The 12508-nt window shown below is 64.9% G+C and carries 16 protein-coding genes; 10 read left to right on the top strand and 6 right to left on the bottom strand.

The genetic code is table 11. From position 1 onward, the window contains the following. Positions 1–51: 51 nt before the first annotated feature. The gene (locus ACFSGJ_RS05090) at positions 52–426 is read right to left on the bottom strand and encodes a hypothetical protein (RefSeq protein ID WP_390259916.1); all 375 of its coding nucleotides are present in this window, start codon (positions 424–426) and stop codon (positions 52–54) included. Between the two features lie 227 nt (positions 427–653). On the opposite strand from ACFSGJ_RS05090, the gene ACFSGJ_RS05085 reads away from it, so the two are divergent. Next, positions 654–1538 (top strand): LysR family transcriptional regulator, encoded by an 885-nt coding sequence (locus ACFSGJ_RS05085; protein WP_390259915.1) that lies wholly within the window; start codon positions 654–656, stop codon positions 1536–1538. Further along, positions 1523–2470, top strand: a complete 948-nt coding sequence (locus ACFSGJ_RS05080) for a DMT family transporter (RefSeq protein ID WP_390259914.1) — start codon at positions 1523–1525, stop codon at positions 2468–2470. Before ACFSGJ_RS05085 ends, ACFSGJ_RS05080 begins: the two co-directional genes overlap by 16 nt. Here the strand turns inward: ACFSGJ_RS05080 and ACFSGJ_RS05075 are convergent. Beyond that, complete coding sequence (locus ACFSGJ_RS05075) at positions 2440–2841, bottom strand: ArsR/SmtB family transcription factor (RefSeq protein WP_390259913.1); 402 nt, start codon at positions 2839–2841, stop codon at positions 2440–2442. The genes ACFSGJ_RS05080 and ACFSGJ_RS05075 overlap by 31 nt on opposite strands. 213 nt (positions 2842–3054) lie before the next feature. On the opposite strand from ACFSGJ_RS05075, the gene ACFSGJ_RS05070 reads away from it, so the two are divergent. The 5 genes from ACFSGJ_RS05070 to ACFSGJ_RS05050 all read left to right on the top strand — a co-directional run bounded on the left by ACFSGJ_RS05070 (position 3055) and on the right by ACFSGJ_RS05050 (position 5568). Next, complete coding sequence (locus ACFSGJ_RS05070) at positions 3055–3390, top strand: AtpZ/AtpI family protein (RefSeq protein WP_390259912.1); 336 nt, start codon at positions 3055–3057, stop codon at positions 3388–3390. A gap of 1 nt (position 3391) precedes the next feature. Further along, positions 3392–4132, top strand: coding sequence for a F0F1 ATP synthase subunit A (locus ACFSGJ_RS05065; protein ID WP_390259911.1), 741 nt, complete (start codon positions 3392–3394; stop codon positions 4130–4132). A gap of 46 nt (positions 4133–4178) precedes the next feature. Beyond that, the gene (locus ACFSGJ_RS05060) at positions 4179–4415 is read left to right on the top strand and encodes a F0F1 ATP synthase subunit C (RefSeq protein ID WP_390259910.1); all 237 of its coding nucleotides are present in this window, start codon (positions 4179–4181) and stop codon (positions 4413–4415) included. A gap of 75 nt (positions 4416–4490) precedes the next feature. Next, positions 4491–5009 carry a F0F1 ATP synthase subunit B' gene (locus ACFSGJ_RS05055; protein ID WP_390259909.1) on the top strand — a complete coding sequence of 173 codons (519 nt, stop codon included), beginning with the start codon at positions 4491–4493 and terminating at the stop codon, positions 5007–5009. Between the two features lie 4 nt (positions 5010–5013). Continuing rightward, positions 5014–5568 (top strand): F0F1 ATP synthase subunit B, encoded by a 555-nt coding sequence (locus ACFSGJ_RS05050; RefSeq protein ID WP_390259908.1) that lies wholly within the window; start codon positions 5014–5016, stop codon positions 5566–5568. 49 nt (positions 5569–5617) lie between these two features. On the opposite strand, the gene ACFSGJ_RS05045 is transcribed toward ACFSGJ_RS05050, so the two are convergent. The 3 genes from ACFSGJ_RS05045 to ACFSGJ_RS05035 all read right to left on the bottom strand — a co-directional run bounded on the left by ACFSGJ_RS05045 (position 5618) and on the right by ACFSGJ_RS05035 (position 8158). Further along, entirely contained in the window at positions 5618–6391 is a 774-nt protein-coding gene (locus ACFSGJ_RS05045) for a FadR/GntR family transcriptional regulator (protein WP_390259907.1), read from the bottom strand. 102 nt (positions 6392–6493) lie between these two features. Beyond that, positions 6494–7168: a YiaD family glycine zipper/OmpA-like lipoprotein gene (locus tag ACFSGJ_RS05040; protein WP_390259906.1), complete on the bottom strand. Its 675-nt coding sequence runs from the start codon at positions 7166–7168 to the stop codon at positions 6494–6496. Positions 7169–7279: 111 nt separating this feature from the next. Further along, on the bottom strand, positions 7280–8158 hold the full coding sequence (locus ACFSGJ_RS05035; RefSeq protein WP_390259905.1) for a methylated-DNA--[protein]-cysteine S-methyltransferase: 879 nt from the start codon (positions 8156–8158) through the stop codon (positions 7280–7282). Between the two features lie 126 nt (positions 8159–8284). On the opposite strand from ACFSGJ_RS05035, the gene nth reads away from it, so the two are divergent. Continuing rightward, positions 8285–8929, top strand: a complete 645-nt coding sequence (nth, locus tag ACFSGJ_RS05030) for an endonuclease III (protein ID WP_390259904.1) — start codon at positions 8285–8287, stop codon at positions 8927–8929. Next, a complete protein-coding gene (locus tag ACFSGJ_RS05025) occupies positions 8926–9918 on the top strand; it encodes an adenosine kinase (protein WP_390259903.1) in 993 nt (330 codons plus the stop codon). Before nth ends, ACFSGJ_RS05025 begins: the two co-directional genes overlap by 4 nt. Positions 9919–10012: 94 nt before the next feature. Here ACFSGJ_RS05025 and ACFSGJ_RS05020 read toward each other — a convergent pair whose 3' ends face one another. Beyond that, a complete protein-coding gene (locus ACFSGJ_RS05020; protein ID WP_390259902.1) occupies positions 10013–10828 on the bottom strand; it encodes a sulfotransferase family protein in 816 nt (271 codons plus the stop codon). A gap of 120 nt (positions 10829–10948) precedes the next feature. Here ACFSGJ_RS05020 and ACFSGJ_RS05015 point away from each other — a divergent pair, with 120 nt between their 5' ends. Next, on the top strand, positions 10949–12505 hold the full coding sequence (locus ACFSGJ_RS05015) for a DUF5928 domain-containing protein (RefSeq protein WP_390259901.1): 1557 nt from the start codon (positions 10949–10951) through the stop codon (positions 12503–12505). The last annotated feature ends 3 nt before the right edge of the window (positions 12506–12508 follow it).

Genomic DNA, 12508 nt, shown 5'->3' with positions numbered 1-12508 from the left:
AAAGAAAAAGGCCCCGGCAGATGCCGGGGCCCAAGGTTCTGTCAGAGGACTTTAAACGCCGTCGAGGTTCCGAGCCGACAGGTCAACCAGCTCGGCCGTGGTGAACTCTGCCGGGTCGAGGCCCAACGGAGCTGCGAGCTGGATCTTGCCGGGGGTCACGATGCCACGGTCATCGGCCGTATCAATATGCGATCCCCAATCGAAGATCGCTTCGCCAGAGGCCAGCAGCGGGCTCGCTGCAATCGCGCGGGCGGGGGCCTCAACGCGGGGTTCTGCCGGAACGGAGGTTTGCGGCACGACGCCTGCTTCCTCGAACACTTGCTGGTCCGCGACCTGATCGGAGGTCGAGTCGGCGACGTAGTTCTGCGCGAAAGCCGGAGCGGCAAAAGCAACGATACCGGCGGCAATAAGGGTCTTGTTCAACATGGTCTTTCCTTTCCTTTTTACGAAACAGCCCGATCGGGCGTATCGCTTCTGGTCTGGTCAGTGCTGCAAGCCATCGTTGGCTTGCTCGTCGGGACAACGCCGGTTTTCCGGATTGCGTTCACTAACGTTTTCATGATCATTTCGTGAGCTTCTCGTGCGCGGCCCTGTCCCCTGGGCTCAGCGCCGTCATGGGACAGAGAACAGGGTCAGGGACAGGAAGGAACCGCTTGGAAACCTGGGACGAGATCCGCACAGCCTATCATGCGGCCAGACTTGGCACGGTGTCGGGGGCAGCCGATGTACTGGGTGTGCATCATGCCACGGTGATCCGCCACATCGATGCGTTGGAAAAGCGTCTGGGAACCAAGCTCTTTCAGCGCCACCCGCGAGGCTACACCGCGACCGAGGCGGGGCTCGACCTGATGCGCGTGGCCCAGGCGACCGAGGATCAGTTCGCCCAGCTTTCGGGCCGCATTCGCGGCGGCGGATCCGAGGTGCGCGGCGAGGTGATCGTGACGTCGGTGCCGGAACTCCGCTCGCTGCTGACGCCTACGCTGGTTCAGTTCCGGGACCGGCATCCGGGCATCGCGATCCGGTTTCTGGCCGGCGACCGCCTGTTCCGCCTCGAATACGGCGAGGCGCATGTTGCGATCCGGGCCGGGAACCCGCCGGAACAGCCCGACAACGTCATTCAGCCGCTTGTCACCCTGCGCCACGCGCTTTACGCTTCGTCTGCTTATGTCGCGCGGCAGGGTCTGCCCGCTGATGAAGCCGCGCTGGTGGCAGATCATGATTTCATCGGCGACGATGCCGACGCCCTGCGCCCGCCCTTCCTGCGCTGGCTGCGCGACACGGTTCCGCCGGAACGCGTCACGTATCGCAGCAGCGACATACTTGCGATGCATGAGGCCGTGCTGGCCGGGGCGGGGATAGGTTTCATGCCCGTTTATCTTGCCGCGCAAAAGCCGGATCTCGTTCAGATACTGCCGCCCCGGCCAGGTTGGTCGGCGCAACTCTGGCTGGTCACGCATGTGGACCTGCACCGCACGACCAAGGTGCAGGCCTGTCTTGCCGCGTTGAAGGAGGCCGCAAGGTCATGGGAGAACATCTGACCGCCGCCCCGCCCCGCGCCATGTCAGAGGCGGCGCGGGGGCATCTGGCGATGCTCGGCTTTGCGGCAGGTGTCGCCGGGTCGTTCAGCCTCGGCGCGCTTGCCGCGAACGAGATTTCGCCGACCGCGATCAGCACAGCCCGCTTTGCCATAGCGGCGATCCTTCTGGGGCTGTTTTCCTGGGCAGGGCCGGGGCTGCGCCGTGAACAGTTCCGCGCGCCCTGGCGCTTCCTGCTGCTGGGGGCGCTCTTTGCCGCCTATTTCGTGCTGATGTTCGAGGGGCTGAAAACCGCCACGCCGGTATCCACCAGCGCTGTCTTCACGCTCACCCCGATCATGACGGCGGGCTTCGGCTATCTGCTGCTGCGTCAGGTCCTGACGCCGCGCATGGCGCTGGGGCTTGCGGTGGGGGCGGGCGGCGCGCTCTGGGTGATCTTTCGCGGGGATGTGGCCCTCTTGATGAATTTCCACGTGGGGCGGGGGGAGGCCATCTATTTCATCGGCTGCGCGACCCACGCCCTGTTCACGCCGCTCCTGCGCCTGCTGAACCGGGGGGAGCCGTCGGTCGTTTCGACCTTCGGGGTGATGACGGGCGGCTTTGTCATCCTGCTGGTGTGGAGCTGGGGCGACGTGATGGCGACCGACTGGATGTCGCTGCCCCCGATCGTCTGGGTCACCCTTGTCTATGTGGCGGTCGTCGCCAGCGCGATCACGTTTTTCCTGCTGCAATACGCGGCGATGCGGCTGCCCTCGGCCAAGGTGATGGCCTATACGTATCTGGTTCCGAGCTTCGTCATCCTGTGGGAGGTTGCGATGGGCAATGGCGTGCCGCCGGCGCTTGTCCTGCCGGGGGTGGGCCTGTCGGTGCTGGCGCTGGTCATCCTGCTCAAGAACGAAGAGGGTCAGACACCGGCCCCGCCCCCATCATCCTGAAGCGCGTCATCCTGAGTCCCATCATCCGGAGCCCCGTCTCCCTGAGGGTCTGCATAAAGCTCTGCCGCCAGAAACCGCTCGAACGCGTCGAGATGCACAGGCTCGAACTGACCGAAGCCCTGCATCCAGACGCTCGCCTCGCGCAGCGCGTCGGGCTCCAGCTTGCACCACTTTACCCGCCCGCGCTTTTCCTGGCTGATAAGCCCCGCATCGGCCAGGACGCCCAGATGCTTGGACACGGCGGCAAGCGACATGGCAAAGGGTTCCGCCACATCCGTGACGGCCATGTCGTCTTCCAGCAGCATGGCCAGGATCGCCCGCCGCGTCGGGTCGGCAATCGCCGCAAAAACCATGTCGAGTGTGGGTGTCATCGCCAGAGCATTGATCCGATTGCGTCAATAGGTCAACCGAAGGGTTGAATATGACGGGGTGCGGCTTTTGGGTCCGCAGGGCGGGCCCATCACGGGCGCCTGCAATTTTATCAAGGAAAATCAGAAGATTGCGTTATTTCTGCGGCTGCATATCGTTGCTTGACTCGGCGGGTGCATCTTTCTAGGTTCCCGGCGACTGATCTTGGGGGACAGATGGCACCTGATCCGGATGATGAGCGTCTGCGCGCGCTGTCCGACAGGATCGCCAAAGCCCGCGCCGCGGCGGAGCCGAAGCGCGGCGAAACCTCCAGGGGCTTTTCGCAGGGCGAGATTGCCTGGCGGATGGTGATAGAGCTTGTGGCCGGTCTCGTGATCGGCCTGGGCATCGGGATGGGACTGGATGCGCTTTTCGGAACGCGGCCGCTGTTTCTGGTGCTCTTCGTGGTGATCGGTCTCGTGGCCGGGGTGAAGGTGATGCTTCAATCCGCGCGCGAGATGCAGGAAAAGAGCGAAGCGGATCAGCGATCCGCGAGGGACGAAGGGAAATAGCATGGCGGCGGAAGGCTTTGCGATCCATCCGATGGACCAGTTCATCATCAGGCCTCTCTTCGGGGATGGCCAGGTGCACTGGTACACGCCGACGAACATGACGCTGTGGCTCTTTTTCGCCGTTCTCGCCGTGACCGCGCTGATGGTTCTGGGCACGCGCCGCCGCGCCATCGTCCCGACCCGCAGCCAGTCCGTGGCCGAGATGATCTATGGCTTCGTCTACTCGATGGTCGAGGACGTGACCGGCAAGGAGGGGGTCAAGTATTTCCCCTATGTGATGACGCTCTTCCTGTTCATCCTCTTCGCGAACGTTCTCGGGCTCGTGCCGCTCAGCTTCACCTCGACCTCGCATATCGCGGTGACGGCGACGCTGGCGTTGCTCGTGTTCTTCGGCGTGACGATCCTCGGGTTCGTCAATCAGGGCATCGGGTTCCTCGGCATGTTCTGGGTCACGTCGGCGCCGCTGGCGATCCGGCCGATCCTCGCTGTGATCGAGGTCGTGTCCTACTTCGTCCGCCCCGTCAGCCATTCCATTCGTCTTGGCGGCAACCTGATGGCCGGCCACGCCGTCATCAAGGTCTTTGCCGGGTTTGCAGGCGCGCTGGGCATCGCCTCGGTCGTTCCGATCTTTGCGATCACCGCCATCTATGCGCTCGAACTGCTGGTGGCAGTGGTTCAGGCCTACGTTTTCACCATCCTGACCTGCGTCTATCTGCGCGACGCGCTGCATTCGCATCACTGATCCGGTCAGGTCTTAAAGAAGCCATTCCAACCAATAGGAGCACGACATGGAAGGCGAACTCGCAAATATGGGCAGATACATCGGCGCCGGTCTTGCCGCCTTCGGGCTTGCAGGCGCTGGTATCGGTGTGGGCAACATCGCCAGCAGCTTCCTTGCTGGCGCGCTCCGCAATCCGGCGGCGGCCCCGAGCCAGACCGCGAACCTCTTTGTCGGCATCGCATTCGCCGAAGCTCTGGGCATCTTCTCGTTCCTGATCGCCCTGCTGCTGATGTTCGCCGTCTGATCCTGACGATCCCTTCTTAGGACGGGCGGGCCGCGTTGGCCCGTCCGGTCGATTTTCGGGTTCCAGGAGGACGACATGGAGCATGAGACCTATTCGAGCGAACCGGGCGGGATTCCGCAGCTCGACGTCTCGACCTTTCCGAACCAGATCTTCTGGGTTCTGGTCACGCTTGTCGCGATCTACTTCATCCTGACGCGCATCGGCCTGCCGCGGATCGGGGCGGTTCTGGCGGAACGCCGGGGCACCATCGCCAACGATCTGGCCGCCGCGGAAGAACTGAAGCTGAAGGCGACCGAGGCAGAGGCTGCCTATAATCAGGCGCTTGCCGAGGCACGAGCCGAGGCTGGGCGTATAGTGGCGACCGCCCGGGCCGAGATTCAGGCTGATCTGGATGCAGCGACCGCGCGGGCCGATGCGGAAATCGCGGCACGCGCCGCCGAATCCGAGAAACGGATCGCCGAAATCCGCGCCTCTGCCATGGCAAGCGTGAGCGAGGTGGCCCGTGACGTCGCGCAGGAAATCGTCTCGGCCATGGGCGTCGCCCCGGATGCCGAAATGATCGCCGAAGGCGTGGCCGCCCGGGTGAAAGGGTAGAACGATGAAAAAGCTCTCGCTTCTTCTGGTGCTTGCGGGCACGCCCGCGATGGCCGCGGAAGGTCCGTTCTTCTCGCTTTACAACACCGACTTCGTGGTGCTGCTGGGCTTCATCGCCTTTCTTGCGGTTCTGGCCTATTTCAAGGTGCCGCAAAAGGTGCTGGGTCTGCTCGACAACCGCGCCGTGACGATCCGCAACGATCTGGCTGAGGCCCGTGCCCTGCGGGAAGAGGCGCAGACCATCCTCGCATCCTATGAGCGCAAGCAGAAAGAGGTGCAGGAACAGGCGGCGCGGATCGTGACCAACGCGCGGGATGAAGCGCTGCGGGCGGCCGAACAGGCCAAGGAAGACCTGCGCGTGTCGATCGCGCGGCGCCTTCAGGCCGCCGAGGACCAGATCGCCTCGGCCGAGGCTGCTGCGGTCGCCGCCGTGCGCAACGAGGCGGTGAATGTCGCCGTTGCCGTCGCGGGTGACGTGATCGCGCGCAAGCTTTCCGCCGAGGATGCGAGCCGCCTGATCGACGACTCGATCCGTCAGGTCGAGACGCGGCTGCACTGAGCCACATGCCTTTACGAGAACGACGAACCCGGGCCACCGCCCGGGTTTTTCATTTACCGCGGGACTGTTCGTGCTGCAGGCGGCGCCGGGCGATCGCGTCATTCGCCTCGGTCCGCCGGATTTCGCCGATGGCCTGCGCGACGTAATCCAGATGCGTCTCCACCGCCGCCCGCGCGCGGGCGGCGTCACGGGCCTGCAAGGCGGCGTTGATCGCCTGATGCTGGTCCAGCAACATGCTGCGGGTCGTGCGGCTGCGGAACATCGTCTGGCGGTTGTAGAACACGCCTTCGCGCAGCAGGTCATACATCGACCGCATCATGTGCAGCATGATGACATTGTGGCTTGCCTCGATGATCGACAGGTGGAATTCCGCGTCGAGCTGCGCCTCCAGCGCCGGTTCCCGGCTGGCATGGGCAGCCTGCATCCTGCGAAAGATCGTATCGACGACGGCGAGATCCGTATCCGACCCAAGACGCGCCGCCCGTTCCGCCGATAGACCCTCGATATCGCGGCGAAAGGCGATGTAGTCATCGACCGCCCCTTCATGCGAGGAGAGGATCGCGACCAGCGGCGGCGCGAAGGCCGAACCGAGGATGTCCGCGACATAGATGCCGGACCCCGCCCGCACCACCAGAAGCCCCCGCGCGGTCAGGTCGGCCAGTGCCTCGCGCAGCGACGGGCGTGACACTCCCAGGCGTTCGGCAAGCTCCCGCTCTCCCGGCAGGCGCTCTCCTGGACGCAGGAGGCCGCGCAGGATCAGTTCCTCGATCTGGCGGGTCACGGCGTGCGAGAGCTTTTCGGACTGGATCTTTTCAAAGGGCATGGCCGACCTGACTTTGCCCCTGTCATAGGCGCGGGGCGGCGCCTGCTCAATGAAAAAAGGCCGGGCAGGGGCCCGGCCTTTCATATTCCCGTGGGAGCTGCGTCAGGACGTCGGACGGATGATGATCTCCACCCGGCGGTTCTGGGCGCGGCCCTCTGCGGTCGCGTTGCTCGCCACGGGCTGATCCTGACCGCGACCATAGGCAATGATCCGGTTCGACGGCACGCCCGAGTTCCGCAGCACCTGCGCGACCGAATTCGCCCGGCGCTCGGACAGGTTCTGGTTATAGGCGGCGGTGCCGGTGCTGTCCGTGTGTCCGACGATCTGGATCGTGCTGTTCGGATAGCTCAGCAGGTTGTTCGCGATGGCGCGCAGGTCGGCCTGTAGATCGGGGCGCAAGGTGGCGCTGTCCGTCGCGAACAGAATGTCCTGCGGCATGGTCACGACAAGTTCGCTGCCGGTGTTGCGCACATCGACATTGTTGCCGACGGAGTTGCGCAGTTCGGCGGCCTGACGGTCAAGGCTTGCACCAATTGCACCGCCGAGGGCCGCGCCGATGACGCCGCCGACGGCCGCTTGACCCAGGCGGTTCCCGCCACGCTGGCTGCCGCCGATGGCCGCGCCGATCGCAGCGCCGGTCAGCGCGCCGGTGGTCGCGCGCTGGTTTTCGTTCACCGGCTGGCCGGTATAGGGATCGTAGACGCCGGGGGTGGGCGCGCAAGCCCCGAGGGCAAGGGCGCTCACAGCCACGACAGCAAGGGGAAACCGCATATGCATCGGTCTTAACCTCTCAATGAAAATATCCGTTCTGGCGGACAACGCGGCAGCTATATCACCGGTTCCGCTGGGCGGATAGGTCGCAGGTGTGCGCGGGAACCTGCATCTTCATCAACTTGCGGCGAGAGTTGTTTCAATACCGGCCTCTGCTTGGGCGTCTGCGCGAGCGTCGTGGCGGGCGGCTTCCCAGGCCAGCATGGCGCGCTTGACCGGCAAGCCCCAGTGATAGCCCCCCAACGCGCCGGACTTGCGCAGCGCCCTGTGACAGGGGATCAGCCAGCTGACCGGATTGCGGCCGACCGCCGTTCCGACCGCGCGCACGGCCCTGGGGTGACCCACAGCGGCGGCAAGCGCCGAATAGGTCGTCACATGGCCCGAGGGGATGTTCATCAGCGCCTCCCAGACCTTGATCTGGAAAGGCGCGCCGATCAGGTGCAGGGGTGTCTGCCCGCCCTCGCCAAAGGCGCCCTCGGCCCAGGGGCGGATCGCTTCAGGGGCGTTGGTATAGCGCGCGGCGGGCCACCTTGCGGCAAGGTCGGCAAAGGCTGCGTCCGCCCCGACCTCGGCGGTGAAGGCAAGGCCGCAGATGCCCCGGTCCGTGGCCATCGCCAGCACCTCGCCGAAGGGCGAGGGGAAAAGTCCCCAGCGGATGTCGAGCCCGTCCCCCGCGCGGGCATAGTCGCCGGGGCTCATTGCTTCCCATCGCAGAAAGAGGTCATGCAGTCGCCCGCCCCCCGACAACCCGGTCGCCAGCGCCGTTTCCAGCGTGGTGAAACGGTTGGCCAGCAGGCTGCGCGCATGGTCCAGCGCCAGATACTGCTGATACCGCTTGGGCGATACGCCGACCCAGCGGCTGAAGGTACGCTGGAAATGCGCGGGGCTCATCTGCAGGCGAGCCGAGAGGTCTTCGAGCGAAAGCGGCCCCTCGGTCTCGATGATCCGCAGGGCGCGTCCGATGATGGCATAGTGATAGGCGTGATCTTCGGGCATCGGGGTCTCTCCTTGCGCCAAGGTTAGGCGGTTCGGGGGGGTGCCGCGACCCGAAAATTGCGCTTTCGCAAACCTTGTTCTGCGGCCGGGCTTGCCTGCGGGCGGCTTTGGCGGCATAGGCGGGACATGGTGCGCCAGCTCGATTATCATGCGATCCACGAGATCTTCAGCCGCTTTCGCGAGGCCGAGGCCGAGCCGAAGGGAGAGCTGGAGCATCTGAATGCCTATACCCTTCTGGTCGCGGTCGCGCTGAGCGCGCAGGCCACCGATGCCGGCGTGAACCGCGCGACCCGCGCCCTGTTCCAGATTGCGGATACGCCGCAAAAGATGCTCGATCTGGGCGAAGAGGGGCTGATCGAACATATCAAGACGATCGGCCTTTTTCGCAACAAGGCAAAGAACGTCATCCGGCTGAGCCGCATTCTGGTCGACGATTACGGGGGCGAGGTCCCGTCGAGCCGGGCCGCACTGCAATCGTTGCCGGGTGTCGGGCGCAAGACGGCCAATGTGGTTCTGAACATGTGGTTCCGGATGCCGGCGCAGGCGGTCGATACGCATATCTTCCGGCTGGGGAACCGCAGCGGTATCTGCCCCGGCAAGGATGTCGATGCGGTGGAACGCGCCATCGAGGATCACATCCCCGCCGAGTTTCAGCAACACGCCCATCACTGGATGATCCTGCACGGCCGCTATGTCTGCGTGGCGCGCAAACCGAAATGCGGGGTCTGCCTGATCCGCGATCTCTGCCTTTTTGAGGAAAAGACCATATGAAGAAGTATCAGCTGGTCGGCATCGGCAATGCCATGGTCGACGTGCTGGCGCGGGCGGACGACGCCTTTCTGGCCGAGGCCGGCGTGCAAAAGGGCATCATGCAACTGATCGACATGGAGCGGGCGGTGGACCTTTATTCCCGCATCGGCCCGGCGCGGGAAATCAGCGGCGGGTCCGCGGCCAACTCGATCGCCGGTTTCGCGCAGCTCGGCGGGCGCACAGCCTATGTCGGCAAGGTCAAGGACGACCAGCTTGGCGCGATCTTTGCCCATGACCTGCGCGCGCAGGGGGCGGATTACGACACGCCCCTTGCCCCGGCCGATGCGATGCAGGAAACCGGCCGCTGCCTGGTGATCGTGACCCCCGACGGAGAGCGGTCGATGAACACCTATCTGGGCGTCACCGAGTTTCTTTCGTCGTCCGACATCTTCGAATCGCAGATGGCGGATGCGGAATGGATCTATCTGGAAGGGTACCGTTTCGACGGGCCCGAAAGCCATGCGGCGTTTGAAAAGGCCATTCTGGCCTGCAAGGGGGCGGGCGGCCGCGTCTCGCTCACGCTGTCGGACCCGTTCTGCGTGGACCGGCACCGCGCGGCCTTTCGCCGGATGATCCGGGATGACGTTGACCTTCTCTTTGCGAACCGCGCCGAGATCCTGTCGCTTTATGAGGTGGAGGATTTCGACACCGCCCTGACCATGGCGGCGGCGGATACCGCGATGGTGGCCTGCACGGAATCCGAGAAGGGTGCGCATGTTCTGGCCGGCGGGGAACGTTGGCACGTCCCGGCCATTCCGACCCGGATCGTCGATGCGACCGGGGCGGGCGATCTTTTTGCGGGCGCGTTTCTCTGGGGGCTTGCGAATGGTCACGACCTGCCGGCCTGCGGGCGGATGGGCTGCATCGCCGCCTCCGAGGTCATCAGCCATCTTGGCGCGCGACCCGAGGCCGATCTGCGCGCCCTCTTTCGCCAGCATGGCGTGATCTGACCCATTAGGGCGCGCGCGGCGGGCGGGGCGCGGCGGTCAGGCCCCGCGGGCCATCCCGCCGCGCCGCTGCCGCGGAATGCCCGGCGCCCGGCGGCTAGGCCAAAAGCGTGGCGTGAATACGGTCGAGGTCCGGCTCGCGCACCGGCGCCTCGCGCGCGGGGTTGGTGGCGTCATAGCCGAAGAGATCAAAGTCGCGCCCATAGGCATCCATCATGATCTGGATCGTGAGATCGTCGAAATAGGCCTCGACCGGATGCGCGCGTTTCGGGCCGTTCTCGGCGCTTTCGTTAAAGCGCGGAACCGACCCTAGATCGACCTTGTAGGGCGTCTGCGCCTGGTCGAGCACCTTCTGCATCCCCTCATTCAGCCGTTCGAGCGGGAATATCGCGTCATAGCGCCCGCCGCCGCGCACATAGCGCTGCACATATCCCGATATGGCCGCCCAGTGCAGATCCGGGGGAGAGGGCGATTTGAACCTTTTCGCATCGCGGGCAAAAAGGACGAAGCGCCGGAAGTTCCGGATCTGGGCGTCGGGGTTCTGCCCTTGCTCGCGCCGGATACCATAGGCGCGCAGATCGTCGCGCATCTGCCTCTGGCGGTAGAATTTGCCGTTCTCGCCGCGTGTGGAGATCTTGTCGAAGAAGGCCGAGAGCAGCCGGCGATAGGGGTTGCGCACGCAGGTAAACCGGATCGCGCCGCCTTCGGCTGCCGTGACGATGGCGGGGCGGCTTTCTTCATCGGCCCAGGTATGGAAGCCCTCGCTGATCCGCTCGCCGACGTAGAAGCTGCCGTGGTCGGCGTAATGCATGATCTGCTTGATGGTCGAACAGCCGCATTTCGGGATGACGCCATAGGCGAGGCTGCCGCTCGGGGTCACCCAGACCGAGGGGAATGACTTGGCTGTGTCCATGGGTTTGCCCCCTTCCTGCGCCGCTTTCTGCCGAGGCCGCAAAAGACCAGACCATTTCCGCCTTTGCAACCGGTGCGCCGAGCCTCTAAACCGGGGGAACCTGTGGTTAGCCGGTGTCCAATGGCCAGGATCGCGTTCATACTTCTTTGCCACAAGAACCCGGATGCGGTGATCGCGCAGGCCCGGCGTGTCACGGCGGCGGGGGACTATATCGCGATTCACATGGACGCCAAGGCGCGGCGGCAGGATTTCGCGCGGCTGCAGCAGGAACTGGGCGGGGACCCGAATGTCGCGATCGTGCGGCGGCGCGTGCGTTGTGCCTGGGGCGAATGGTCGCTGGTGCAGGCGACGCTGAACGCGCTGGAAACGGCGCTTGCGGCTTTCCCCAAGGCAAGTCACGCCTTCATGCTGTCGGGCGATTGCCTGCCGATCAAGCCCGCGCGGGTCATCCATGAGTTTCTGTCCCGGAACGATGCGGATTTCATCGAGAACTACGATTTCTTCACCTCGACCTGGATCAAGGTCGGCCTGCGGGATGAACGTCTGATCTACCGCCACTTCTTCAATGAACGGGGGCAGAAGGCCCTGTTCTACGGCGCGATAGAATTGCAGCGCAAACTCGGACTTGCGCGGCGGTTGCCGGACGGGCTGCGCTTCATGATCGGGTCGCAGTGGTGGTGCCTGCGCCGGACGACGGTCGAGAAAGTTCTGGCATTCTGTCGCAGCCGGCCCGACATTCCCAGGTTCTTCCGCCGCACATGGATACCGGATGAGACGTTTTTCCAGACGCTCGTGCCCCATCTCATTCCGCGCAGCCAGATCCGCTGCAGGACGCTGACCTTCCTGATCTTTTCGGACTACGGCATCCCGGCGGTATTTCACGACGATCACCTGGACCTGCTGATGGCGCAGGATCACCTTTTCGCCCGCAAGATCTCGCCGGAGGCGCGGGGGCTGAAGGAAAAGCTCGCAGCGCTTTATCTGGCGGAAACCCATCAGGCCCCCGCGCGCGGCGATGGCCACGCGCTTCACGGCTTTCTGACGGGGCGTGGCCGGGTCGGCCGCCGTCATGGCCGCCGCATCTGGGATGAGGGCGCGGGGCCGCCCCGGGGGGCGGAGCTCTTGGTGATCGTGGCCGAGGACCAGCCGCGCGCCGCGCGCCTTGCGGCGGATGCGGGGGCGGTCGCGGGCGTCCCGGCCTTTGGTTATGTCTGGTCTGACCCCGATTGCCCGCTGCCCGATCTGGGGGGTTTGGAGACGACGGTGGATAAGCGGGGACGGCACGTCAACGCCTTCCTCCGGGTCCTGTTTGAGGTCGCGGGCGGGGAACGCCTGATCTTCTGCGTCACCCCCGACATGGTCTGGCTGCTGCGCGATCTGGCGGATCACGGCTGGCGGGTGCGTATCCTGCGGCTGTCGGGCGGCGTGGATGCGCTTGCGGATGCCACGCGGCAGGGGCTTTTGGCCACGGATGATGCGGCTGCGGCAGAGCTGCTGCCCGTTCTCGACCGCGCCCGGCAGGACCGGGAGGCCGAGATAGCCGCCGTCGCCCCCGACATGCTGGTGCTGACACCCGCGGATCGGCCGCTGGATGTCGCCCTGACGCTCGGCGCCTTTCTGGATGCAGAGCCGACCGTGGCCGCGTCCCTTGCCGATCGTTTCCGAAAAGAAGCCTGAAGA

It is taken from the genome of Halodurantibacterium flavum (genome assembly GCF_042681825.1).
Taxonomy (GTDB): domain Bacteria; phylum Pseudomonadota; class Alphaproteobacteria; order Rhodobacterales; family Rhodobacteraceae; genus Halodurantibacterium; species Halodurantibacterium flavum.
Note: the sequence above shows the minus strand (reverse complement) of the source record. Positions and strands in the feature narration are given on the sequence as shown.